The 24,537-nt window shown below is 71.3% G+C and carries 20 protein-coding genes and 1 riboswitch; of the genes, 13 read left to right on the plus strand and 7 right to left on the minus strand.

Annotated elements, in window-relative coordinates; genetic code table 11:
• Positions 1 to 7: 7 nt before the first annotated feature.
• Both AB0L75_RS32475 and AB0L75_RS32480 read left to right on the plus strand, forming a co-directional pair.
• Complete coding sequence (locus AB0L75_RS32475) at positions 8 to 556, plus strand: DUF485 domain-containing protein (protein ID WP_365188215.1); 549 nt, start codon at positions 8 to 10, stop codon at positions 554 to 556.
• Complete coding sequence (locus AB0L75_RS32480) at positions 553 to 2,145, plus strand: cation acetate symporter (protein WP_365188218.1); 1,593 nt, start codon at positions 553 to 555, stop codon at positions 2,143 to 2,145. Before AB0L75_RS32475 ends, AB0L75_RS32480 begins: the two co-directional genes overlap by 4 nt.
• Positions 2,146 to 2,160: 15 nt before the next feature.
• Here AB0L75_RS32480 and AB0L75_RS32485 read toward each other — a convergent pair whose 3' ends face one another.
• Complete coding sequence (locus tag AB0L75_RS32485) at positions 2,161 to 2,853, minus strand: response regulator (protein WP_365188221.1); 693 nt, start codon at positions 2,851 to 2,853, stop codon at positions 2,161 to 2,163.
• A gap of 158 nt (positions 2,854 to 3,011) precedes the next feature.
• Here AB0L75_RS32485 and AB0L75_RS32490 point away from each other — a divergent pair, with 158 nt between their 5' ends.
• The 3 genes from AB0L75_RS32490 to AB0L75_RS32500 all read left to right on the plus strand — a co-directional run bounded on the left by AB0L75_RS32490 (position 3,012) and on the right by AB0L75_RS32500 (position 5,815).
• Entirely contained in the window at positions 3,012 to 3,827 is an 816-nt protein-coding gene (locus tag AB0L75_RS32490) for an ABC transporter ATP-binding protein (protein ID WP_365188223.1), read from the plus strand.
• On the plus strand, positions 3,817 to 4,695 hold the full coding sequence (locus AB0L75_RS32495; RefSeq protein WP_365188225.1) for an ABC transporter permease: 879 nt from the start codon (positions 3,817 to 3,819) through the stop codon (positions 4,693 to 4,695). The genes AB0L75_RS32490 and AB0L75_RS32495 overlap by 11 nt, the downstream gene beginning before the upstream one ends.
• A gap of 67 nt (positions 4,696 to 4,762) precedes the next feature.
• Positions 4,763 to 5,815 carry an ABC transporter substrate-binding protein gene (locus tag AB0L75_RS32500; protein WP_365188226.1) on the plus strand — a complete coding sequence of 351 codons (1,053 nt, stop codon included), beginning with the start codon at positions 4,763 to 4,765 and terminating at the stop codon, positions 5,813 to 5,815.
• Between the two features lie 13 nt (positions 5,816 to 5,828).
• Here AB0L75_RS32500 and AB0L75_RS32505 read toward each other — a convergent pair whose 3' ends face one another.
• From AB0L75_RS32505 to AB0L75_RS32520, 4 genes are all read right to left on the minus strand, one after another.
• Positions 5,829 to 6,509, minus strand: a complete 681-nt coding sequence (locus AB0L75_RS32505; protein WP_365188228.1) for a response regulator — start codon at positions 6,507 to 6,509, stop codon at positions 5,829 to 5,831.
• A complete protein-coding gene (locus tag AB0L75_RS32510) occupies positions 6,506 to 8,185 on the minus strand; it encodes a sensor histidine kinase (protein WP_365188231.1) in 1,680 nt (559 codons plus the stop codon). The genes AB0L75_RS32505 and AB0L75_RS32510 overlap by 4 nt, the downstream gene beginning before the upstream one ends.
• Positions 8,186 to 8,289: 104 nt before the next feature.
• On the minus strand, positions 8,290 to 9,231 hold the full coding sequence (locus AB0L75_RS32515; RefSeq protein ID WP_365188234.1) for a sucrase ferredoxin: 942 nt from the start codon (positions 9,229 to 9,231) through the stop codon (positions 8,290 to 8,292).
• Between the two features lie 155 nt (positions 9,232 to 9,386).
• Complete coding sequence (locus tag AB0L75_RS32520) at positions 9,387 to 10,643, minus strand: citrate synthase (RefSeq protein WP_365188236.1); 1,257 nt, start codon at positions 10,641 to 10,643, stop codon at positions 9,387 to 9,389.
• Between the two features lie 113 nt (positions 10,644 to 10,756).
• On the opposite strand from AB0L75_RS32520, the gene AB0L75_RS32525 reads away from it, so the two are divergent.
• Together AB0L75_RS32525 and AB0L75_RS32530 are read left to right on the plus strand one after the other, a co-directional pair.
• Entirely contained in the window at positions 10,757 to 11,923 is a 1,167-nt protein-coding gene (locus AB0L75_RS32525) for a citrate synthase (RefSeq protein ID WP_365188238.1), read from the plus strand.
• Positions 11,924 to 12,046: 123 nt separating this feature from the next.
• Complete coding sequence (locus AB0L75_RS32530) at positions 12,047 to 13,141, plus strand: GTP-binding protein (protein ID WP_365188241.1); 1,095 nt, start codon at positions 12,047 to 12,049, stop codon at positions 13,139 to 13,141.
• 20 nt (positions 13,142 to 13,161) lie between these two features.
• On the opposite strand, the gene AB0L75_RS32535 is transcribed toward AB0L75_RS32530, so the two are convergent.
• Positions 13,162 to 15,621, minus strand: coding sequence for a DNA topoisomerase IV subunit A (locus AB0L75_RS32535; RefSeq protein WP_365188244.1), 2,460 nt, complete (start codon positions 15,619 to 15,621; stop codon positions 13,162 to 13,164).
• A 256-nt stretch (positions 15,622 to 15,877) separates the two neighbouring features.
• On the opposite strand from AB0L75_RS32535, the gene AB0L75_RS32540 reads away from it, so the two are divergent.
• The 4 genes from AB0L75_RS32540 (at position 15,878) to AB0L75_RS32555 (ending at position 20,747) form a co-directional block, all read left to right on the plus strand.
• Positions 15,878 to 17,281, plus strand: a complete 1,404-nt coding sequence (locus tag AB0L75_RS32540; protein ID WP_365188245.1) for a pitrilysin family protein — start codon at positions 15,878 to 15,880, stop codon at positions 17,279 to 17,281.
• The gene (locus tag AB0L75_RS32545; protein WP_365188248.1) at positions 17,278 to 18,666 is read left to right on the plus strand and encodes a pitrilysin family protein; all 1,389 of its coding nucleotides are present in this window, start codon (positions 17,278 to 17,280) and stop codon (positions 18,664 to 18,666) included. The genes AB0L75_RS32540 and AB0L75_RS32545 overlap by 4 nt, the downstream gene beginning before the upstream one ends.
• Before the next feature lie 226 nt (positions 18,667 to 18,892).
• A riboswitch (cyclic di-AMP (ydaO/yuaA leader) is annotated at positions 18,893 to 19,057 on the plus strand.
• Positions 19,058 to 19,069: 12 nt separating this feature from the next.
• Positions 19,070 to 19,825 (plus strand): M23 family metallopeptidase, encoded by a 756-nt coding sequence (locus AB0L75_RS32550; RefSeq protein ID WP_365188250.1) that lies wholly within the window; start codon positions 19,070 to 19,072, stop codon positions 19,823 to 19,825.
• Positions 19,826 to 20,060: 235 nt separating this feature from the next.
• The gene (locus AB0L75_RS32555) at positions 20,061 to 20,747 is read left to right on the plus strand and encodes a GntR family transcriptional regulator (protein WP_365188253.1); all 687 of its coding nucleotides are present in this window, start codon (positions 20,061 to 20,063) and stop codon (positions 20,745 to 20,747) included.
• A 148-nt stretch (positions 20,748 to 20,895) separates the two neighbouring features.
• On the opposite strand, the gene AB0L75_RS32560 is transcribed toward AB0L75_RS32555, so the two are convergent.
• A complete protein-coding gene (locus AB0L75_RS32560) occupies positions 20,896 to 21,177 on the minus strand; it encodes an HPr family phosphocarrier protein (protein ID WP_365188255.1) in 282 nt (93 codons plus the stop codon).
• Positions 21,178 to 21,355: 178 nt separating this feature from the next.
• Between AB0L75_RS32560 and AB0L75_RS32565 the strand changes: the two genes are divergently transcribed.
• Together AB0L75_RS32565 and AB0L75_RS32570 are read left to right on the plus strand one after the other, a co-directional pair.
• On the plus strand, positions 21,356 to 24,259 hold the full coding sequence (locus AB0L75_RS32565) for a GNAT family N-acetyltransferase (protein ID WP_365188257.1): 2,904 nt from the start codon (positions 21,356 to 21,358) through the stop codon (positions 24,257 to 24,259).
• A 19-nt stretch (positions 24,260 to 24,278) separates the two neighbouring features.
• Positions 24,279 to 24,530, plus strand: coding sequence for a hypothetical protein (locus tag AB0L75_RS32570; RefSeq protein WP_365188260.1), 252 nt, complete (start codon positions 24,279 to 24,281; stop codon positions 24,528 to 24,530).
• The last annotated feature ends 7 nt before the right edge of the window (positions 24,531 to 24,537 follow it).

The raw sequence follows: 24,537 nt of genomic DNA on the forward strand, positions 1-24,537 counted from the left end.
CTTGGGCATGCAGTCAAGCAACGGTCGTGCCTGCGGCGCCGGGGACGGTTTTGAGGGTTCGGCCGAGAACCGGCAAGACCACGGCGCACCCTCCCGCGACATGACGTACGAGGACCCCTGGTACGACGCGCTGGCCTCCGGCTGGGGCGAGGTGGACGGCACCGGGGCATCGGTGCTTGCGGTGCCGCCCGCTCGCGGGGAGCGGAGCGGTGCGCAGGTCCGCGCCCGTGATGTGTACGTCGAGGTGCAGCGGAGTGTGGCCTTCCAGGAAGTGCGAAGCAGGTACCGGCGGTTCGTCGTGCCAGGTGTCGCCGTCTTCCTCGCCTGGTACGTGGGCTATCTGGTCACCGCCACGACCGCTCCCGGCCTCATGGCCCGGTCCGTGGCGGGAGCGGTGAACGTGGGCATGCTGGCCGGACTCGGACAGTTTCTCACCACGTTCCTGCTCACCTGGGCCTACGCCCGGCACGCACGGCTGCGCCGGGACCGGGCGGCGCTGGAGCTGCGCTGGGACACCCAGGAGCTGACCCGCGAAGTACGGGGGGATGCCTCGTGACCCGTCACCATCAGGCGCTGGCGTTGCTGCTGTTCAGCGGTTTCGTGGCCGTCACCCTCGGGATCACGACGTGGGTGAGCCGTCGCCGGCAGGGTTCGGCGGAGGAGTTCTACGCGGGAGGACGTCTGTTCTCTCCCATGGAGAATGGTTTTGCCATCGCGGGTGACTACATGTCGGCCGCCTCCTTCCTCGGGGTCACCGGGCTCATCGCGCTGTATGGGTACGACGGGATGCTGTACGTCGTGGGCTTCCTCGTGGCCTGGCTGGTCGTGTTGTTCCTGGCGGCCGAACTGGTCCGAAACTGCGGGCGGTTCACCTTGGCCGACGTGGTGGCGGCGCGGATGGACGAGCGGCCGGTGCGGATCGCCGCGGGAACTTCCTCGGTCACGGTGTCCGTTCTCTATCTGGTGGCGCAAATGGTCGGCGCGGGCAGTCTGGTGGCGCTGCTGCTGGGGCGGACGAGCGGGGCGGACCAGGCCTGGGCGGTCATCGGGGTCGGCGCGCTCATGGTGATCTATGTGTCGTTGGGAGGGATGCGGGCCACCACCTGGATCCAGATCGTGAAGGCGGTGCTGCTGCTGAGCGGCACGATCGCGCTGACCGTGCTGCTCCTGCTGCGCTTCTACGGAGACATCGACCGGCTGCTGGTCACTGCCGCCGACCGCAGCGGTCACGGAAGGGCGTACCTGGCGCCGGGCCTGAAGTACGGCGGGAGCTGGACCGCCCGCCTCGACTTCATCAGTCTGGGGCTCGCCCTGGTGCTGGGCACGGCGGGTCTGCCGCACATCCTCTCCCGCTTCTACACCGTGCCCACCGCGCGGGCCGCCCGCCGTTCCGCGGTGTGGTCCATCGGCCTGATCGGCGGTTTCTACCTGATGACGATCGTCCTAGGCTTCGGGGCGGCCGCGGTGGTGGGGACGGAGGCGGTGCGCGGTTCGAACGCGGCCGGGAACACGGCGGTGCCGCTGCTCGCCCTCGACCTGGGCGGCGGCGCCGGCTCCACCGGAGGCACGGTCCTGTTCGCGATCGTCGCCGCCGTCGCGTTCGCCACGATTCTCGCCGTGGTCGCCGGCATCACGCTCGCGTCGTCGGCCTCGGTGGCGCACGATCTCTACGCGTCGCTGCGGCGGTCGAGGCGCAAGGCGCACAGCGAGGTGGCCGTGGCGCGCTGGGCGGCGGTCGGCATCGGCGCCGCGGCGATCGCGCTCGGTCTGCTGGCCCGTGACCTCAACGTCGCCTTCCTCGTCGGCCTCGCCTTCGCCGTCGCCGCGTCGGCGAACCTCCCGGTGCTGCTGTATTCGCTGTTCTGGCGCGGCTTCACCACCCGCGGTGCGGTGTGGGCCGTGTACGGGGGACTGATTCCGGCGCTCGGACTGGTGCTGCTGTCCCCGGTGGTGTCCGGCAGCCCCACCTCGCTCTTCCCGGATGTCGACTTCCAGTACTTCCCGCTGCAGAATCCGGGCATCGTCTCCATCCCGCTCGGCTTCCTCGCCGGCTGGCTCGGCACGATCACCTCGGACGAGGTCGCCGACGAGGCCAAGTACGCCGAGACGGAGGTACGGTCGCTGACCGGCGCGGGAGCTGTGTAGCGCGCCGTACGATCGCTAGGGCGCCACCCATGCGTACCGGTGCTCCGGCCTGCCGGTGTCGCCGTACTTCAGCGAGAGCCGGAGGCGGCCGGCCTGTTCCAGGTGGCGGAGGTAGCGCTGGGCGGTGGAGCGGCTCAGGCCGGTCCTGGCGGCCACCTCGTGGGCCGACAGCGGCTGGTCGGCGCGGTGCAGGACACCGCAGATCAGATCGGTCGTGGGCGCCGATTGGCCGCTCGGTAGACCGGGCGCGGACGGTGCGGGAGCCGTTCGCAGCGCTCCGAAGATCCGGTCGACCTGCTCCTGCCCCGCCAGGCCCCGGCCGCCGACCCGGTCGACCGTGCGGCGCAGGGCGGCGTAGGCGTCGAGGCGGGCGCGCAGGGCGGCGAAGGTGAAGGGCTTGACCAGATAGTGCAGGGCGCCGAGGCGCATCGCCTGCTGGACGGTCGTCACGTCACTGGCCGCCGTGATCATGATGACGTCCGTGCCATGGCCCTGTTCCCGCATGCGGTGGACGAGGTCGAGCCCGGTCTCGTCCGGCAGATAGTGGTCGAGCAGGACCAGATCGATGGTGCCGCGTTCGACCACGGCCAAGGCCTGGGCGGCGCTGTGCGCACGGGCGGTCACCCGGAAGCCGGGAACCTTCCCCACGTACTTGGCGTTTATCTCAGCGACGCGGAAGTCGTCGTCCACGACCAGGACGTCAATCATCAGGCCTCTCCTTCAAGGCCGGCGAGCGTTAAGCCCGTGTTTCGGCTCCGCAGTTTTAGCGCGAGCAAAAAGAGCACAACAGGCTCCTGCGAGCAAAAGAACGGCTTGTGCTCACAAGACTCCTGCCATGACCGGGGCCGCACCTACCGTCCCGGCCCATGAGCGCACACACCAGCCCCGCCATCGAGCTGCGGGGCGCGAGCAAGACCTTCAGAACCCCGTCCGGGGGACTGCACACGGCCGTGCGCGGTCTGGACCTCACCGTCGAGCGCGGCGAGTTCGTGGCCGTCGTAGGCCCGACCGGCTGCGGCAAGTCCACCACGCTGACGCTGGTCAGCGGCCTGGAGGAGCCCACCGAGGGCGAGGCGCTGGTGGCCGGCGAGCCCGTCAGCGGCGTCGGTGACAAGGTCGGCTTCGTCTTCCAGCAGGACGCCACGTTCCCCTGGCGCACAGTCCTGTCCAACGTCATGGCCGGCCCGCGCTTCCGGGGCGTGCCGAAGGCCGAGGCCAAGCAGAAGGCCCGGGAGTGGCTGGCCCGCGTCGGACTCGCCGCCTTCGAGGACCGCTATCCGCACCAGCTCTCCGGCGGTCAGCGCAAGCGCGTCGCCCTCGCCGCCACCTTCGTCAACGACCCCGAGATCCTGCTCATGGACGAGCCGTTCTCGGCGCTGGACGTGCAGACCCGGGCACTGATGTCGGACGAGTTGCTGGAGCTGTGGGAGGGCACGGGCGCCTCCGTCGTCTTCGTCACCCACGACCTGGAGGAGTCCATCGCGCTCGCCGACAAGGTCGTCGTGATGACCGCCGGACCCGCGACCGTGAAGCAGGTCTTCGAGATCGACCTGCCGCGGCCGCGCAAGGTCGAGTCGGTGCGCCTGGAGCCGCGGTTCATCGAGATCTACCGCGAGATCTGGGAGTCCCTCGGCGAAGAGGTCCGCATCACCCGCGAGAGGGGTGCCGCCCATGTCGCCTGATGTCATGCCCGAGGCCCAGGTCGCGCTGACCATGACCGAGCCCGCGGACAAGACGAACCGCGCGCAGACCCGCGCCCGGGCCGCCCGCCGCCGCAAGGCCTTCGTCCTCGCCGCACGCATGCTGCTGCTCGTGGCCGTCCTCGGGCTGTGGGAGGGACTGTCCCGGGCGAAGATCATCGACCCGTTCAACTTCTCGATGCCGTCGAAGATCTGGGACCAGATCTGGACGTGGGTGATGCACGGCACCGCGCTCGGCTCACTGGGCGAACAGATCTGGTACACGCTCTACGAGGCACTGCTCGGCTGGGTCATCGGTGTGATCGGCGGTGTGCTCCTCGGTATCGCACTCGGGCGGATCAGATTGCTCGCCGAAGTCCTTGGTCCATACATCAAGGTGCTCAACTCGATCCCCAGGATCGTGCTCGCGCCGATCTTCCTGATCTGGTTCGGGCTCGGGCCGTCCTCCAAGGTCGCCTCCGCCGTCGTCCTGGTCTTCTTCCCGGTGTTCTTCAACGCCTTCCAGGGCGCCCGGGAGGTGGACCGCAACCTGGTGGCCAACGCCCGCATCCTGGGCGCCAGCGACCGCAGGGTGACCCTTCAGGTGGTCATCCCGTCGGCCACCTCCTGGATCTTCACCAGCCTCCACGTCAGCTTCGGTTTCGCGCTCATCGGCGCCATCGTCGGCGAGTACATCGGCGCGACCAAGGGCATCGGCCTGCTCGTCTCCCAGTCGCAGAACACCTTCAACGCGGCCGGCGTCTACGCCGCGATGGTGATCCTCGCGGTCGTCGCCCTCGCCGCCGAGGGGCTGCTGACCTTCGCCGAACGCCGCATCTTCCGCTGGAAGCCCGCCGGTTCCGACCACTGACCGGCCCCACCGCGGACCAGCCCCCCACGCCTTCCCCGCACCGCCCTCTCACAAGGACGTGAACCGCATGCGCAACACCCCCAGATACGCCGCCCTGGCCGCCGCCGGCCTCCTCGCGCTCTCCTCGCTCACCGCCTGCGCCAACGACGCGGCCGGCTCCACCGCCGACACCGGCAGCGGCGGAGGCAAGGGCGAGACCGTCAAGATCATGGTCGGCGGCCTGGACAAGGTCATCTACCTGCCCGCGATGCTCACCCAGCGCCTCGGCTACTTCCAGGCGGAGGGGCTGAACGTCCAACTCCTCAGCGAGCCCGCCGGAGTCCAGGCCGAGACGGCGCTCGTCGCCGGCCAGGTGCAGGGAACGGTCGGCTTCTACGACCACACCCTCGACCTCCAGGTGAAGGGCAAGTCGGTGGAGTCGGTCGTGCAGTTCTCGCACGCGCCCGGCGAGGTCGAGGTCGTCTCCGACAAGGCGGCGGGCAGCCTCACTTCGCCCAAGGACTTCAAGGGCCGCAAGCTGGGCGTGACCAACCTCGGTTCTTCCACCGACTTCCTCACCAAGTACCTGGCGGTCAAGAACGGCGTCGACGTCAGCGAGTTCACGCCGGTCTCGGTCGGCGCCGGGCCGACCTTCATCGCAGCCCTGCAGAAGGGCGCGATCGACGGCGGTATGACCACCGACCCGACCGTTGCCACCCTCCTGGACAAGAAGGCGGGCAAGGTCCTCCTCGACATGCGCACCCCCGAGGGTTCGCAGGCGGCGCTCGGTGGGCCGTACCCGTCGTCAAGTCTGTACATGAAGACGGACTGGGTGAACGAACACAAGGACACCGTCCAGAAGTTGGTCAACGCATTCGTCAAGACGCTCAAGTGGATGTCCACCCACAGCGCCGACGAGATCGCCGCCAAGATGCCCGCCGACTACTCGCAGGGCGACAAGGCGCTCTACGCGCAGGCCATCAAGAGCACCCTGCCGATGTTCACCGACGACGGCGTGATGCCCCAGGGCGGCCCGGAGACCGTCGAGAAGGTCCTCAAGTCGTTCAACCCCAACATCAAGAACGCCAAGGTCGACTTGAGCAAGACGTACACCACCGAGTTCGTCAAGGCGGTCAAGTGAAGCGTTGACGCGCTCAGCCGCGGGTCGTCCACACGTAACGGTGTTCCGGGCGGCCCGCGTCGCCGTACTTGAGGGTCAGCCGCGCCCGTCCGGTGCGCTCCAGGAGCTTCAGATACCGCTGGGCCGTCTGCCGGCTCACCCCCGTCCGCTCGGCGACCTCCTGGGCGGACAGCGGTCCTTCCGCGCTCAGCAGCGCCTGGCGCACCAGCTCGGCCGTCGTGGGGGAGTGCCCCTTGGGCAGCGCGGGCTCCGACGGTGCGGACAGGGCGCCGAAGATGCGGTCCACCTCCGCCTGTTCGGCCTCGCCGCCGCCGTCCAGGGTGCGCCGCAGCCTGGCGTACGCCTCCAGTTTGGCGCGCAGGCCGGCGAAGGCGAACGGTTTCACCAGGTACTGCAGCGCCCCCTGCCGCATCGCGGCCTGGACGGTCGACACGTCCCGTGCCGCCGTCACCATGATCACGTCGGCCTGGTGGCCGCGCCGGCGCATCTCCCGGACGACCGCGAGACCGGTGTCGTCGGGCAGATAGTGGTCCATGAGAACCAGGTCCAGCCGTGGCAGCGTCTCCACCTGGCGCAGCGCGTCCGCCGCGCTGTGCGCCTCGCCGGCCACATGGAATCCCGGCACCTTCTCCACGTACGCGGCGTTGACCCGGGCGACGCGCGTGTCGTCGTCCACGACCAGGACCTCGATCATCGCGCCTCCTCCTCGGCGACCGCAGCGGGCTCGGGGGACTTCTCCGGCACCGCGGGCTCCAGCTCCGGCTCGTTCAGCGCCTCCGGCAGGACAACGGTGAACTCCGCGCCGCCGCCGTCCGCCGCGTCCACCGTCGCGCTTCCGCCCTGCCGTTGGGCGAGCCGCCGCACCAGCGAGAGCCCGAGTCCCCGTTTGCCGTGCGCGGGCGGCTTCTTGGTGGACCAGCCCTCGGTGAAGATCAACTCCCGCTGGTCGGCCGGGATTCCGGAGCCCGTGTCGCGCACCCGGAGGACGACCGTGCGGCCCTCGGTGCGCAACTCGACCTCCACGCGCGCGTGCAACGTGCCGGCGACGGCGTCGAGGGCGTTGTCCACCAGGTTGCCGACGACCGTGACCAGACCGCGCGGATCGATCAGCCGGTCCGGCAGCCGGGTGTGTTCCGACACCCACAGCGCGACCCCGCGCTCGGCCGCGACGGTCGCCTTGCCGACCAGCAGCGCGGCCAGCAGCGGATCCTGGATCTTCTCGGTGACCTGCTCGGCGGTGACCCGGTGGTCGCCGACCACCTCGCCGACGAACTCCACGGCGTCGTCGTACATGTCCAGTTCCAGCAGTCCGAGCAGGGTGTGCATGCGGTTGGCGTGCTCGTGGTCCTGGGCGCGCAGGGCGTCGATCAGCCCGCGCGTGGAGTCGAGTTCACGCCCCAGTTGCTCCAGTTCGGTGCGGTCGCGCAGGGTGGCCACGGCGCCGCCGTCGTCGGTGGGCATCCGGTTGGCGACCAGTACCCGCTGGCCGCGCACGGTGAGCAGATCGGTGCCGGTCACCCGGCCGGCCAGGACGTCCGTCGTACGGCCCGCGCCCAGCGCCTCGCCGGGGGTGCGTCCGACGGCCTCGTCGCCGATGCCCAGCAGCCGTCGTGCCTCGTCGTTGAGCAGGCGGATACGGCCGCCCCGGTCGAGCGCGACCACGCCCTCCCGGATGCCGTGCAGCATCGCCTCGCGCTCCGAGAGCAGCGCCGAGATGTCGGAGAAGGCCAGGTCCCGGGTCTGCCGCTGGACCCGGCGGGAGATCAGCCAGGCCGCCAGCGCACCCACCGCGAGAGCGCCGCCGGCGTAGGCGAACAGGCCCGGGATCGCGCTGATCAGCCGCGCCCGCACGCTGTCGTAGGCGATACCGACCGAGACCGCCCCGATGATGCGGTGACGGGCGTCGTACAGCGGCACCTTTCCGCGCGCCGAGCGGCCCAGGGTGCCCTCGTCGATCTCCATCACCTCCTTGCCCTTCAGGGCGTCCTCGGGGTTGGTGGAGACCTTCTGACCGATGTTCGAGGTGGTGGGATGCGACCAGCGCAGCCAGTGCCGGTCCAGCACCACGATGTACTCGGCGTGCGTGGCCTTCCGGATCCGCTCGGCCTCCTTCTGCACCGGGCCGTCGCTGGTCGGCGGGGTGGTCAGCACGCCCTCGGCGATCTGCGGGTCCTGCGCCGTGGTCTGCGCGATGGCCAGTGCCCGCCGCATCGCCTCCTGGTCCAGCTGCTTGCTCAGCGGTGCGAGGAACAGCCCGGTCGCGAGCACCGCGACCCCCGCGGCGATCGCCACCTGCATCAGCAGCACCTGTGAGAACACCCGCCGTGGCAGACCGAGACGCGGACGGCGCGCGGGGGCAGTGGGGCTCATAGGCACGACGGTACGTGGGAAGCCCCGGAGCGCCCCAGGGGGTGTGGTGGGGATCTCTTGACCAGTTCTTGGAAGAGGCGGTCGTTCTCGAAAGACGCGGCCGCTCAGCTCGCCAGCGCCGTCGGCCGCAGCTCCCGTACGGCCACCACGTCCATCCGCGCGGGCGTGCCCAGTACCGCCGCGCCGCAGCTCTCCGGGCGCGGCGGCAGCGAAGCGCCCTGCGCCACGGTCACCCGCCAGCGACGGCCGTCGGCGTGTCCGACGGTGACCTCCCAGCGCGGGGCCGCGCCCTCGGTCCGTACGACGCTCAGCACTCCCGCCCGGTACTCACCCGCGGCCGAGCGGACGGCCAGCTCGGCCGCCTGGCCGGGCCGTTCCCAGGCCGAGCAGCCGCGGCATCCCTCGACCACCACACGGCCCTCCTGGACGCCGTGCAGGGCCTCCTTGACGGTGTGTGCCTCGGCGCGGCCGTAGGAGTAGCCGTACGGCAGGACGAGCACCGTCGGCGCGAAGCGATGTCCACCCAGATGGGTGACCTCCCAGACCCCGCGCACTCCGGAGGCGGCCAGTTCGGTGGCGAGGGGGCGGCCCAGGAGGGCGCAGCAGCGGTCGCGCTTGCCGTTGGTGCACACGAGCGCGAGCGGGTCGCCGCGGTACGGCCGTCCGCCGAGCGCGGTACCGAAGGAGCGGTGGTCGCCCGCTCCGAGAGCGGCGAAGTCGAGGCCGAGCAGCCGCCCGGGATCGCGGGTCGTGGCGCTGTGCAGCCACCCGCGGCCGGGCACGGTGTGGGCGGCGTACACCTGCCGGACGGCGGGCCTGCCGGGGTCGGCGTGGCGCCCGGGACGCCGGATGAGCGCGATGCGTACGCCGGTTCTCTCGGCGGCCGTCTCCAGCGCCCGGCCCAGCGCGTGGTCCAGATGGCTCGAAGTGAGCGCCTTCACACCCCAAGGGCCGGGTTGTTCCAGCAGCAGCCACGTCGTCGCCGTGGCCGCCGTACCGGAAACGGGCTCGTCGAGGCTCCGGGAGACGGTCGCACACCTACTCACAGAGGTGAGCCTAACCTGACTCTCCCCGGGGCGACTTCCGGCCGCCGTTATGTCTGCTCCGGACGGGTACGGGGCCCTGGAGCGGTCCTTCGCCGGACAGGGCCGCAGAGGTCGCCTTCCGGTCTCTCCGGAGCTGTTTCAGAGCCGCTTCGGATCTACTCCGGGAGTGGCTGCGGGGGCCGTGCGCCTACGTAGTGGCCGACGGGGCGCATGCGCAGGGGGCGTTCGCCGTACTCCTCCAGGGCGTGCGCGATCCAGCCCGCCGTCCGCGCGACGGCGAAGATCGTCTCGCCGGCTGTCGCGGGCATGCCGCTGGACGCGGTGAACACCGCCAGGGCCAGGTCGACATTGGCGTGCAGCGGGGTGTGTCGGGCGGTCGTGGAGACGATGTCCCGGGCGGCCAACAGCGCCGACTCCGCGCGCGGGACCCGCTCCAGCAGGTCGAACAGCACGCTCGCGCGGGGATCCTCGCCGGCGTACAGCCGGTGGCCGAGCCCGGGGACACGGCGGCCCGCGCGCAGCTCGTCGGCGATCACGGGAACCGCCGTGCCCTGGTCGAGCACGTCGAGCAGCATGCGGTGGGCCATCCCGCTCGCGGCACCGTGCAGCGGGCCCTCCAGGACGCCCAGGCCGGCCGAGACGGCCGCGTACGCGTGCGCACGGGCCGAGGCGGCGACCCGGACCGCGAGCGTGGAGGCGGCCAGGTCGTGGTCGGCGAGCAGGGCGAGCGCGGTGTCCAGGACGCGCAGGGACGCCTCGTCGGCGGGGCGGCCGGTCAGCCGGGTCCAGAGCCGGTGGGCGAGGGGCCCGTCGTCCTTGTGGGCGTGCCGCGCCGGCGGCAGCGCGGCGACAAGCGTGGGGATGAGGATCCGCGCGGTGTTCAGCACGGCCTCCTCCGACAGGTCGAAGCGCAGCGGGTCCTCGGCCGCCGCCGCGATCGCCGCCACGCGCAGCCGGTCGGTGGGGGAGGCGTGCTCGGAGAGGGAGTTCACCGCGCGCCGGGCGACTTCGACGGTGGCGCCGGGCGCGAAGAAGGTGATGCCCGGGGTCAGCCGGCCCGTCCACAGCCACTCCGCGACCTCCTCGTAGGAGTGCTGGAGCGCCAGTTCGACGGCGTCCACGCCCCGGAAGTAGTAGCGGTCCTGCTCGATCAGCGTGATGCGGGTCCGGACGGAGAGGTCCCCGCCGGAGCCGGGGCTGCCGGCCGCCTCGCGCCGGTGGCGCCGGGCGAGGGCCTCGACCTCCTTCGCCTCGAAGGTGCTGGCGCGGCCGCCGGGTTCGCGTCTGCTGCTGAGCAGGCCGCGGCTCACGTACGCGTACACCGTCTCCGGCTTGACGCCGAGCAGCTCGGCGGTCTCCTTGGTGGTCAGCCTTCGTCCGGGACGGCCGGGAGCGGGTTCGTGATCACGCATGGGGGTCACCGTAGCCGCCTCTGTACGTCTTGATCGCACTATGTTGATCAAATCAATATTGACAGGTAATTAGTCAAGCATGGACAGTCGGATCAAGTCCAGGGAGGAGAACCATGGCCATCAACAGGACCGCAACCCCACTCATCGACGCACCGCGCGGTCTCGCCGGAGTCGTCGTCACCGAAACGGAGCTCGGCGACGTCCGGGGGCGGGAGGGCTTCTACCACTACCGCGAGTACTCGGCCGTCGAACTCGCGCGGACCCGCGGCTTCGAGGACGTCTGGCATCTCCTGATCCACGGCACGCTCCCGGACGCTCAGCGCCGCGCCGCCTTCCTGGCCGAGACCGCGGCACTGCGGCGGCTGCCCGAGGAGGTCCGTGCGGCACTGCCCGCGATCGCCGCGGCCGGCCGCCTGTCGGGCCCGCTGTCCGGGCTGCGCACGGCGCTGTCGCTGCTGGGTTCGGCGCGCGAGCTGCGACCGGTGTACGACATCGACACGGACCGGCGCCGTGCCGACGCCGTGGCCGTCTGCGCGGCCGTACCCACGCTGCTCACCGCGCTGTACCGGCTCGGGCAGGGCCTCGACCCGGTCGAGCCGCGCAAGGATCTCCCGTACGCGGCCAACTACCTGTACATGCTGAACGGCGAGGAGCCCGAGCCGCGGCGGGCCCGTGCGGTCGAGCAATACCTGATCTCCACCATTGACCATGGATTCAATCCATCAACCTTCACCGCCCGCGTCATCGCCTCCACCGGCGCCGACGTCGCGGCCTGTCTCACCGGAGCCGTGGGCGCCCTGTCGGGGCCGCTGCACGGAGGCGCGCCCAGCCGGGCCCTGGACACGCTGGACGCCATAGGCACGCCGGACCGGATCGACCCCTGGATCCGGGAACGGGTGCTCGCCGGCGACCGGATCATGGGCTTCGGACACGCCATCTACCGCACGGAGGACCCCCGTTCGCGGATGCTGCGGGAGATCGCCCTCGGCTTCGGAGGTCCGCGTGTGGACTTCGCGGTCGAGGTCGAGCGCCGGGTCGAGGCGATCCTCGCCGAGCTGAAGCCCGGCCGTGAACTCCACATCAACGTCGAGTTCTACGCCGGCGTGGTCATGGAACTCTGCGGCCTGCCCCGCGAGATGTTCACTCCCACCTTCGCCGCCGCACGGGTGGTGGGCTGGAGTGCCAACATCCTGGAACAGGCGGCAGACTCGAAGATCATCCGACCGGTCGCACGGTATGTGGGACCGCAGCCGCCGGTCCCGGTACCGGCCGCGCTCTGACGGACCGAGCCGACGGCGACGCCCTCTTATCCTGGTTCGGCAGCCGGCCCACAAGGATCACTCGGTCCACAAGGGCCCCCGGGTCCACAAGGGCCACCCGGTCCACAGGAGAGAGGTCACCCGTTGGGGAACAGCAGCGGTCCGCAGATCCCGGTCGTCGTGCTCGCCGGATTCCTGGGCTCCGGGAAGACCACGCTCCTCAACCACCTCCTGCACCGCAGCGGAGGCAGCCGCATCGGGGCGATCGTCAACGACTTCGGCGCCATCGAGATCGACGCCATGGCCGTCGCGGGCGCCCTCGGCGACTCGACCGTCTCGCTCGGCAACGGCTGCCTGTGCTGTGCCGTCGACGCGAGCGAACTCGACCTCTACCTGGACCGGCTCGCCGATCCGGGCACCGGCATCGATGTGATCGTCATCGAGGCCAGCGGACTCGCCGAACCGCAGGAACTCGTGCGGATGGTGCTGGCCAGCGAGCACCCGAGGGTCGTCTACGGGGGTCTGGTCGAGGTCGTGGACGCCGCCGAGTTCGCCGACACCCGGGCCCGGCATCCCGAGATCGACCGGCATCTGGCCCTCGCCGACCTGGTGGTGGTCAACAAGCTCGACCGGGCCACGGACGGCGAGCGGGTGCTCGCTGTGGTGCGGTCCCTCGCGGACCGTGCCGCCGTCGTCCCCGCCACCTACGGGCGTGTCGACCCGGAGTTCCTCTTTGACTGCAGGCCGGGCGAGGAGCGGATCGGTCAGCTGTCCTTCGACGACCTCCACGAGCACACCGGGGACGACGAGCACGAGGACCACACCGGTCATCTGCACACCGGCTACGACAGCCTGTCCTTCACCTCCGGCGCGGCCATGGATCCCCGCGCGCTCATGGCGTTCCTGGACAGCCGGCCCGAGGGGCTGTACAGGATCAAGGGGTACGTCTACTTCGGGCCGTACGACCCCCTCAACCGGTACGCCGTGCATGCCGTCGGCCGGTTCCTGCGCTTCTACCCGGAGCCCTGGGGCCCTGCCGACGCCCGCCTCACCCAGCTCGTGCTGATCGGCTCCGGCATCGACGCGGGTGCCCTCGGCAAGGAACTGGAGGCGTGCAAGAACGACGCCCCGCACACCGACGAGCACGGCATGTGGGGCGTCCTGCGCTACGTACAGGGACCGGACGATGCGGACCTGGAAGATCCGCCCGCCCAGCGCCTGGAAGACCCGCCTGTCTAGAGCACCGGCGACCCGCCTGTCTAGAGCACCGGCCCGGCGACCACCGACACCGTCTTCGGCAGCGACGTGCCCGAGCCGTCCCGGCGCGGGTCCAGCTCCGGCAGGTCCGCCGGGGTGCCGTTCTTCTGTGCCGCGCGGGCCGGAACCGGGCCCGCCCAGGCCACCGACAGGCAGTCCTCGCCCTTCAGGAACCGCTGGCAGCGCACGCCGCCCGTGGCCCGGCCCTTGCGCGGGTACTGGTCGAACGGGGTCAGCTTGGCCGTGGTCTGTACCGAGTCGTCCAGCGTGCCGCGCGAGCCCGCCACCGTGAACACCACCGCCTCGGCCGCCGGGTCGACGGCCGTGAAGGCGATGACCTTCGCGCCCTCGGTGAGCTTGATGCCCGCCATACCGCCCGCCGGGCGGCCCTGCGGGCGCACGATGGACGCCTGGAACCGCAGCAGCTGTGCGTCGTCGGTGATGAAGACCAGATCCTCCTCGCCGGTGCGCAGCTCCACCGCGCCGACGATCCGGTCGCCGTCCTTGAGGGTGATGACCTCCAACTCGTCCTTGCTGGACGGATAGTCGGGCACCACGCGCTTGACGACACCCTGCTCGGTGCCGAGCGCGAGACCCGGGGACGACTCGTCCAGCGTGATCAGGCAGACCACCGTCTCGTCGTCCTCCAGGGAGACGAACTCCGCCAGCGGCGCGCCGCCCGAGAGGTTCGGGGACGAGGCGGACTCCGGCAGCTGGGGCAGGTCGACCACGTTGACCCGCAGCAGGCGGCCCGCCGAGGTCACCACGCCGATCTCGCCGCGCGCGGTCGCCGGCACGGCCGAGACGATCACGTCGTGCTTGACGCGCTTGGCGCCCGCCTGCTCCGGGAACGGCTCGTCGGTCGCCGTACGGGCCAGCAGGCCCGTCGAGGACAGCAGCACCCGGCACGGGTCGTCGGCGACCTGCAGCGGCACCGCGGCCACCGCGGCACCCGCGGACTCCAGCAGGACCGTACGCCGGTCGGTGCCGAACTTCTTGGCCACGGCGGCCAGTTCGGCCGAGACCAGCTTGCGCAGCTCCGCGTCGGACTCCAGGATCCGGGTCAGCTCCGCGATCTCCGCGGTGAGTCTGTCCTTCTCCGCCTCCAGCTCGATGCGGTCGTACTTGGTGAGCCGGCGCAGCGGGGTGTCGAGGATGTACTGCGTCTGCACGTCGCTCAGCGAGAAGCGCTCGATCAGGCGCTCCTTGGCCTGCGCGGAGTTCTCGCTGGACCGGATCAGCCGGATGACCTCGTCGATGTCGACCAGCGCGGTGAGCAGACCCTCGACCAGGTGCAGCCGGTCGCGGCGCTTGCCGCGCCGGAACTCGCTGCGCCGGCGGACGACGTCGAAGCGATGGTCGAGGTAGACCTCCAGCAGCTCCTTCAGGCCCAGCGTGAGCGGCTGGCCGTCCACCAGCGCCACGTTGTTGATGCCGAAGGACTCCTCCATCGGGGTCAGCTTGTACAGCTGCTCCAGGATCGCCTCCGGCACGAAGCCGTTCTTGACCTCGATGACCAGGCGCAGTCCGTGCTCGCGGTCGGTGAGGTCCTTGACGTCGGCGATGCCCTGGATCTTCTTCGCGTTGACCAGGTCCTTGATCTTCGCGATGACCTTCTCGGGGCCGACCGTGAAGGGCAGTTCGGTGACCACGAGGCCCTTGCGGCGCGCGGTGACCGTCTCCACCGAGACCGTCGCGCGCATCTTGAAGGTGCCGCGCCCGGTCGCGTACGCGTCCCGGACGCCGTCCAGGCCGACGACGCGGCCGCCGGTGGGCAGGTCCGGGCCCGGGACGTGCTTCATCAGCGCGTCCAGGTCCGCGTTCGGGTACTTGATCAGGTGGCGGGCGGCCGCGATGACCTCGCGCAGGTTGTGCGGCGGCATGTTCGTCGCCATGCCGACCGCGATGCCCGAGGAGCCGTTCACCAGCAGGTTCGGGAAGGCGGCGGGCAGCGCCACCGGCTCCCGCTCCTGGCCGTCGTAGTTCGGCGTGAAGTCGACCGTGTCCTCGTCGATCGACTCGGTCATCAGGCTGGTCGCCTCGGCCATCCGGCACTCGGTGTACCGCATGGCGGCCGGCGGGTCGTCGTTGCCCAGCGAGCCGAAGTTGCCGTGGCCGTCGACCAGCGGCACACGCATGGAGAAGGGCTGGGCCATGCGCACCAGGGCGTCGTAGATCGAGGCGTCGCCGTGCGGGTGCAGCTTGCCCATGACCTCGCCGACGACACGCGCGCACTTCACATAGCCGCGGTCGGGGCGCACGCCCATCTCGTTCATCTGGTAGACGATGCGGCGGTGCACCGGCTTGAGGCCGTCACGGGCGTCCGGCAGGGCGCGCGAGTAGATGACCGAGTACGCGTACTCGAGGTAGGAGCCACGCATCTCGTCCACGACGTCGATGTCGAGGATCTTCTCCTCGTACGAGTCGTCGGGCGGCGGGGTCTTCGTGCTGCGGCGGGCCATCGCTGCCGGCTCCTTGCTGAAGCGATTGACGGATCTGACGCCGACCATTGTGGACCGCGGCACTGACAACCCGTGCCACGACCCGGTCCCGGCGGGCTTCCCGGAACCTCCGGGGGTCCGGGGCAGGCTACGGGATCCGCTGTGGGCGTACGTCCCGCGGGAACTTCTCCGGGGTCCCCCGCACGTTGCATACAGTGGCAGGAACGGCAGGAAAACCGCGGTTCGCGCAACCGCCTCCGCTCGCGAAGGGACGTACATGCCCATGGGTCACACGACCACGGCCGAGGCAGGCTCTGGGGGCCTGACAGCGACCGAACACCGGCTGGCCAACGGTCTGCGCGTGGTGCTCTCCGAGGACCACCTGACCCCTGTGGCGGCCGTCTGCCTCTGGTACGACGTCGGCTCCCGCCACGAAGTCAAGGGACGTACCGGCCTGGCTCACCTTTTCGAGCACTTGATGTTCCAGGGCTCGGCGCAGGTCGAGGGCAACGGCCACTTCGAGCTGGTGCAGGGCGCCGGCGGCTCGCTCAACGGCACCACCAGCTTCGAGCGCACCAACTACTTCGAGACCATGCCCGCACACCAGCTGGAGCTGGCGCTCTGGCTGGAGGCCGACCGCATGGGCTCCCTGCTGGCCGCCCTGGACGACGAGTCCATGGAGAACCAGCGGGACGTCGTCAAGAACGAACGCCGCCAGCGCTACGACAACGTGCCCTACGGCACCGCCTTCGAGAAGCTGACCTCCTTGTCGTACCCGGAGGGCCACCCCTACCACCACACGCCGATCGGCTCGATGGCGGACCTGGACGCGGCCACCCTGGAGGACGCCCGCCAGTTCTTCCGCACCTACTACGCGCCGAACAACGCGGTGCTCTCGGTGGTCGGCGACATCGACCCCGAGCAGACGCTCGCCTGGGTCGAGAAGTACTTCGGGTCCATCGCCGCGCACGACGGCAAGCCCGAACCGCGCGACGGATCCCTGCCGGAGGTCATCGGCGAGCAGAAGCGCGAGGTCGTCGTCGAGGAGGTCCCTGCGCGCGCCCTGATGGCCGCCTACCGGCTCCCGGAGGACGGCACGCGCGCGTGCGACGCGGCCGACCTGGCGCTGACCGTCCTCGGCGGCGGCGAGTCCTCCCGCCTGTACAACCGGCTGGTGCGCCGCGATCGTACGGCCGTCGCGGCCGGCTTCGGCCTGCTGCGCCTCGCCGGCGCGCCCTCGATGGGCTGGCTGGACGTGAAGACCTCCGGTGACGTCGAGGTGCCGGTCATCGAGACCGCCATCGACGAGGAGCTGGCCCGGTTCGCCGAGGAGGGCCCCACGCCCGAGGAAATGGAGCGCGCCCAGGCCCAGTTGGAGCGCGAGTGGCTGGACCGGCTCGGCACGGTCGCCGGCCGCGCCGACGAACTGTGCCGGTTCGCCGTCCTGTTCGGCGACCCGCAGCTCGCCCTCACCGCCGTCAAGCGCGTCCTGGAGGTGACCCCCGAGGAGGTCCAGGAGGTCGCCAAGGCCCGCCTGCGCCCCGACAACCGCGCGGTCCTCGTCTACGAGCCGCTGTCAGCCGATTCCGCCGAGCACACCGAGGAGGCGGGGCGCGGTGAGGACCCGGAGCAGGAAGCGACCGTAGAGGCCGGAAACGAGAACGAGGAGACGGCCAAGTGACCCAGCTCGCCACCATGGACTTCCACCCCCAGCCGCAGCCCGGCGAGGCCAAGCCGTGGGCGTTCCCGGCCCCCGAGCGCGCCACGCTCGGCAACGGCCTGACGGTGCTGCGCTGCCACCGCCCCGGCCAGCAGGTCGTCGCCGTCGAGGTGCTGCTGGACGCGCCCCTGGACGCCGAGCCGGCCGGCCTGGACGGCGTCGGCACGATCATGGCGCGGGCCTTCTCCGAGGGCACCGACAAGCACTCCGCCGAGGAGTTCGCCGCCGAGCTGGAGCGCGCGGGCGCCACGCTGGACTCGCACGCCGACCACCCCGGCGTCCGGCTCAGCCTGGAGGTCCCGGCCTCCCGCCTGGCCAAGGGCCTCGGCCTGCTCGCCGACGCCCTGCGCGCGCCCGCGTTCGCCGAGAGCGAGGTCGAGCGGCTGGTCCGCAACCGCCTGGACGAGATCCCGCACGAGCTGGCCAACCCGTCCCGCCGGGCCGCCAAGGAACTGTCCAAGGAGCTGTTCCCGGCGACCTCGCGCATGTCCCGCCCGCGCCAGGGCACCGAGGACACGGTCGAGAAGATCGACGCCACCGCCGTACGCGCCTTCTACGACCGGTACGTCCGTCCCGCCACGGCCACCGCGGTCGTGGTCGGCGACCTCACCGGCATCGACCTGGACGCGCTGCTCGGTGACACCCTGGGCGCCTGGACCGGCACCCCGGGTGAGCCGCGGCCCGTGCCGTCGGTGAGCGCCGACGACACCGGGCGGGTCGTCATCGTGGACCGCCCCGGCGCCGTCCAGACGCAGCTGCTCATCGGCCGCGTCGGCTCCGACCGGCACGACCGCGTGTGGCCCGCCCAGGTGCTCGGCACCTACTGCCTCGGCGGCACCCTCACCTCCCGCCTGGACCGCGTCCTGCGCGAGGAGAAGGGCTACACCTACGGTGTGCGCGCGTTCGGGCAGGTCCTGCGCTCCGCCCCGGACGGCACCGGTGTCTCGATGCTCGCCATCAGCGGCTCCGTGGACACCCCCAACACCGGCCCCGCGCTGGACGACCTGTGGAAGGTGCTGCGCACCCTCGCCGCGGACGGCCTGACCGACCCCGAGCGGGACGTGGCCGTGCAGAACCTCGTCGGGGTGGCGCCGCTGAAGTACGAGACCGCGGCGGCCGTGGCGAGCACGCTGGCCGACCAGGTCGAGCAGCATCTGCCCGACGACTTCCAGGCGACGCTGTATCAGCAGCTGGCCGCGACGGGCACGGTGGAGGCCACGGCGGCCGTCGTGAACGCGTTCCCGGTGGACCGCCTGGTGACCGTCCTCGTCGGTGACGCCTCCGCGATCAAGGCGCCGGTGGAGGCGCTCGGCATCGGCGAAGTCACGGTCGTCTCCGCGGAGTAGTACGCGGCGGACGCCGCACGCGCGCGTGGGGCCCTGACGGTCTACAGGCCGTCAGGGCCCCTGCTGTTCCACTCCCTTCCCCAGATGCCCGATTTGCGGCGGAGGTTGCCTGTCTGCCCTGTGGGATGCGCTACAAAATCCCGGATCCGTTTGGGGTTGGAAAGCAGGCTTTCGTAGCGTCGTCCGGGCTGTTCGTCAGTAGGCAGTGCGCCGCACCCGCGGCACCGGACAGCCATCGCCGAGTCCCCGTACGGCGCGAGCCAGGGGAGCCGGGGACCCATCGCAGTCCCTGGGGTGAATCGGGCGCCCGCGCGTGTCGCGAGGGGGCCCGTAGGAGACCTTCCTGCTCCGAACCCGTCAGCTAACCCGGTAGGCGAGAGGGAAGGAAAGGACCAGCCACTTCATGGCGTTCATGTGCGCCACCGGGAAGCATCGCAAGCCCGGCCGGGTCAAGCGCACCACCGCTCAGGCGGCCGGTATCGCGGCCCTCACCACCACCGGCGTCATCGGCACCCTCGCGACCGCCCCGGCGTTCGCCGCCGAGAACACCGCCGAGCAGACCGGTCTCACCCCGGTGATCAGTGTCGGCGACGACATCGCCGAGCAGATCGACGCCCAGGCCGCCGCCCAGAAGCAGGCCGCCGAGCAGAAGGCGGCCGAGGAGGCCGCGGCCAAGGCGGCGGCGGAGAAGGCCAAGCAGGAGCGCGCGGCCCAGGCCCGCGCCGCCCGCGAGGCCGAGCGCGAGCGCCTGAACGCCTTCGTCGCCCCGATCGCCGACTCCTATGTCTCCACGGGCTACAAGGCCAGCAGCTCCCTGTGGTCCTCCGGCTCGCACACCGGAATCGACTTCCACGCGGCCAGCGGCACGACCGTCCACGCGGTCGGCTCCGGCACCGTCGTCTCCACCGGCTGGGGCGGGGCGTACGGCAACCAGATCGTGATCCGCATGGCCGACGGCATGTACACCCAGTACGGCCACCTGTCGTCCATAGGCGTCTCGGTCGGCCGGCAGGTCACCCCGGGCCAGCAGATCGGCCTGTCCGGCGCGACCGGCAACGTCACCGGCCCGCACCTCCACTTCGAGGCCCGTACGACTCCCGACTACGGCTCGGACGTCGACCCCGTCGCCTACCTCCGCGGGCACGGCGTGAACGTCTGACCCGACGCCCGTGCGGTATTGGGGCCCCGGCTCACCGAGCCGGGGCCTTCGCCGTTTTGCGCGGTGCGCAGCGGGATGAGGTGCACAGCGGGATACAGCGGTGGACACCGGACTTGCTGACCAAAAAATATCCATGGATTCCGACCCGCCGTCGGAAATTCCGGCCCATTGGAATAGAGTCACGGAACACGCGTCCATCGTCGACGTTTCACGGGGATTAAGGCGGAGGTCGGTCATGCGTATTCCGGCGCACTCGGTATGCACGGCGATCCGGGACGACATCGTCGCCGGTGTCCACGAGCGCGGCGGCCGCCTCACCGAGGAAGTCCTGGCCCGCCGCTACGGCGTCTCGCGCGTCCCCGTCCGCGAGGCGCTGCGCACCCTGGAGGCCGAGGGCTTCGTGGTCACCCGCCGGCACGCGGGCGCGTGCGTGGCCGAGCCGACCGAGCAGGAGGCCGCCGACCTGCTGGAGATGCGCACGCTCCTGGAGCCGCTCGGCGCCGCCCGGGCCGCACAGCGGCGCACGGAGGCCCATCTGAAGGTGCTGCGCGGCCTGGTCAGGCTGGGTCAGGAGCGGGCCAGAAGGGGGCACAGCGAGGATCTGCGCTCACTGGGCAGCTGGTTCCATGAGACGCTCGCCCAGGCCTCCTGCAGCCCCTCGCTGACCGCGATGCTCACCCAGCTGCGTCACAAGATCGCCTGGATGTACACGGTGGAGACGTCGCCGAGCCCGGTGGAGGCCTGGGTGGAACACGGCGCCATCGTGGACGCGGTGGCGCGCGGCGACGGCGAGCGCGCGCGGGCGGTCACGGCGCTGCACACCGAACGCGCGACGGCCGCGCACCGGCTGCGTTTTCCCGGGGCCGCCGAGCGTGTGAGGACTTCGCAACACGCCGTAAACATGTCGGGCCTCCGGCATTAACACGGACGCCGTATACAAAGAAGAGTAATTCGGTGGCGGTGTATTTCCGTTGCTCGAATTCCGGTGTGCGTGCAATGGGCCCGGAAAGGGCGGAGCCGCGCCGCCCGAAAAGGACGACGCGGCTCCCGTGCGTTGGTTGCGCCGGTACTCAGACCGTCTCGGGCAGTTCCTCGAGGCCTTCGGAGACCAGCCTCGCCAGACGGTCGAGGGCGATGTCCGCGCCGTCGGCCTCGGAGGCGAGAACGATCTCCTCGCCACCCTGGGCACCCAGGCCCAGTACGGCCAGCATGGAGGCCGCGTTGACGGGGTTGCCGTCAGCCTTGGCGATCGTCACCGGGACGCCTGCGGCCGTGGCGGCTCGGACGAAGATGGAAGCGGGGCGGGCGTGGAGGCCCTCGGCCCAGCCGACGTTGACGCGGCGCTCAGCCATGTGTTGCTGCCCTTCAGTCTTCAGGGTTGTCTAGACCAGTTTCCCATATCGTGAAGCATGCCCGGATCGGACCTTCGTCCTGTCCCGGTCGTGTCGTCGGACCGCGGCCTCGATCCGACTTTCGTCCTCCACAGACTGCCCCGCGCCGTTGTCGTACGCGAGCCGTACTCTGGGGCCCATGCAGACCTCGGCGGACCGGCAGGACCGGCACGAGTACCCCGCCCACTGGGAGGCGGACGTGGTGCTGCGCGACGGGGGTACCGCGCGCATCCGGCCCATCACCGTTGATGACGCCGACCGCCTGGTCAGCTTCTACGAGCAGGTCTCGGACGAGTCGAAGTACTACCGCTTCTTCGCGCCGTACCCCCGACTCTCCGCCAAGGACGTCCACCGCTTCACGCACCACGACTTTGTGGACCGGGTGGGACTCGCGGCCACCATCGGCGGCGAGTTCATCGCCACCGTACGCTATGACCGCATCGGCGCCGACGGCATGCCCGCCTCCGCGCCCGCGGACGAGGCCGAGGTCGCCTTCCTCGTGCAGGACGCGCACCAGGGCCGCGGAGTCGCCTCGGCCCTCCTGGAGCACATCGCGGCCGTCGCCCGCGAGCGCGGCATCCGCCGCTTCGCCGCCGAGGTGCTGCCCGCCAACAGCAAGATGATCAAGGTCTTCACGGACGCCGGGTACACCCAGAACCGCAGCTTCGAGGACGGCGTCGTCCGCCTGGAGTTCGACCTCGAACCCACCGACCGCTCCCTCGCCGTGCAGCGCGCGCGGGAGCAGCGGGCCGAGGCCCGCTCGGTACGCCGGCTGCTCGCGCCCGGCTCCGTGGCGGTCGTCGGTGTCGGCCGCGCCCCCGGCGGAGTCGGCCGCAGCGTCCTGGACAACATCCGGGACGCCGGCTACGGCGGCCGCCTGCACGCTGTGAACAAGGCCTTCCCCGAGGACCTCAAGGAGGTCGACGGGGTGCCGGCGTACCGATGCGTGCGGGACATCGAGGGCCCCGTCGACCTCGCCGTCGTCGCCGTACCCGCCGAGTACGTGCCCGCCGTGGTCGCCGAGTGCGGCGAGCACGGTGTCCAGGGGCTCGTCGTGCTCTCCGCCGGATACGCCGAGAGCGGGCCCGAGGGGCGCGAGCGGCAGCGCGCACTCGTGCGGCACGCGCGCGCGTACGGGATGCGGATCATCGGCCCGAACGCCTTCGGGGTCATCAACACCGCGGCGGACGTCCGGTTGAACGCCTCCCTCGCCCCGGAGATGCCGCGCCCCGGCCGCATCGGGATGTTCGCCCAGTCCGGCGCCATCGGCATCGCCCTGCTGTCCCGGCTGCACCGGCGCGGAGGAGGGGTCACCGGGGTCACGGGCGTGTCCACCTTCGTGTCCGCCGGCAACCGCGCGGACGTCTCCGGCAACGACGTCCTCCAGTACTGGTACGACGACCCCGAGACCGACGTCGCCCTCATGTACCTGGAGTCCATCGGCAACCCGCGCAAGTTCACGCGCCTCGCGCGGCGGACGGCGGCGGCCAAGCCGCTGGTCGTCGTGCAGGGCGTCGGCTCCGCGCCCCAGGGACACGCGGTACGGGCGACCCGGCTGCCGCACGCCACCGTCGCCGCGCTGCTGGGCCAGGCCGGGGTGCTCCGCGTCGACACGATCACCGAGCTGGTCGACGCGGGGCTGCTGCTGGCGCGCCAGCCGCTGCCGGCGGGGCCGCGGGTGGCGATCCTGGGGAACTCCGAGTCGCTGGGGGTGCTGACGTACGACCGCGCTCTCGCCGAGGGGCTGCGGCCGTCGCGTCCGGTGGATCTGACGACGGGGGCGACGGCGGAGGACTTCCATCGGGCGTTGACGCGGGCGCTGGCCGACACCACGAATGACGCCGTTGTCGTGACGGCGATCCCCGCCATCGGGGAGGCGTCGCCGGGAGACGCGGAGCTGGCGGAGGCGTTGAGGTCCGCGGCGGCTGCGGTGCCCGGCAAGCCGGTGCTGGTGGTGCATGTGGAGCTCGGGGGACTTGCGGAAGCGTTGTCCGCTGCGGCGAGTACCGCACCACAGGCCGTCGACAAGACGCCCGGCAGTGCGGCCGATGCCCACCTTCCCCCGCTCTCGGCTTCGCTGGAGCGCGGGGACCCCCATCCCCCTGGGGGACGACTGCCCACGGCGACAGCGGGTGCGAGTGCCGGCGCGCCCACGCCGACAGCCGCTCCTTCCGACGGCACCCGTCTCATCCCCGCCTACCCCGCCGCCGAGCGTGCCGTCCGGGCCCTCGCCGAGGCGGTCAAGTACGGGCAGTGGCGGCGGGAGGCCGTGGACCCGGGGAAGGTGCCCGAGTACGACGACATCGACGAGAAGGGTGCCGCGCGGCTGATCGGCGAGCTGCTCGCGCGCGGTGAAGGACTCACGATCTCCGACGCGGAGACCTGCGAGCTGCTCGGCCGGTACGGCATCCCGGTGCGGCGCGCGCTGCCCGCCCCCGCCCCGGACGCCGCCGCCGAAGCCGCCCGCACCCTCGGCTACCCCGTGGCCCTGAAGGCCACCGCCCCGCACCTCAGGCACCGCGCCGATCTCGGCGGCGTCCGTCTGGACCTCGCGGACGAGGAGCAACTACGCCGGGCGTACGCCGAGTTGACCGAGCTGTTCGGGAAACCGGAGGAGCTGCGGCCGGTGGTGCAGGGCATGGCGCCGCGCGGCGTCGACACCGTCGTACGGGCCGTGATCGACCCGGCGGCCGGGGCCGTGCTGTCCTTCGGGCTCGCCGGAGCCGCCTCGCAGCTGCTCGGGGACATGGCGCACCGGCTCGTCCCGGTCACCGACCGGGAGGCGACCTCACTGGTGCGCTCGATCCGTACGGCACCGCTGCTGTTCGGCTGGCGCGGCTCCACGCCCGTGGACACCCCGGCGCTGGAGGAGCTGCTGCTGCGGGTGTCCCGCCTGGTCGACGATCACCCGGAGGTGGTCGCCGTCACCCTGGAGCCGGTCGTCGTCGCCCCGCAGGGGGTGAGCGTCCTCGGCGCCACGGTACGGCTCGCGCCGCCGCCCGCCCGCGACGACCTCGGCCCGCGCACGATGCCGGCCTACTGACGAGGGGAGGGGGGACCGCATGGAGATCACCGGCCGGCGCCTGCCCGAGGGCAGCCGGGAGGCGGCACGGCCGCGGCGAGTGCTGGGCGAAACACCGCCCGTCGCCGTCGCGTTCGAGGCGGACGCCGGCGGACCCGAAACCGCCTCCTGCCTGATCGCGGCTCAGGGGCTGGACATCCTGCCGGGGCTCGTCCAGCGGCCCCCACGCGCGCGTGCGGGGGCCGGACCCGGTCCCCGTGACTGGCCCGGACCCCCCTTGCCCACGGATTAGGATGGAC

The sequence above is a fragment of the Streptomyces sp. NPDC052101 genome (genome assembly GCF_040680235.1).
GTDB lineage: Bacteria > Actinomycetota > Actinomycetes > Streptomycetales > Streptomycetaceae > Streptomyces.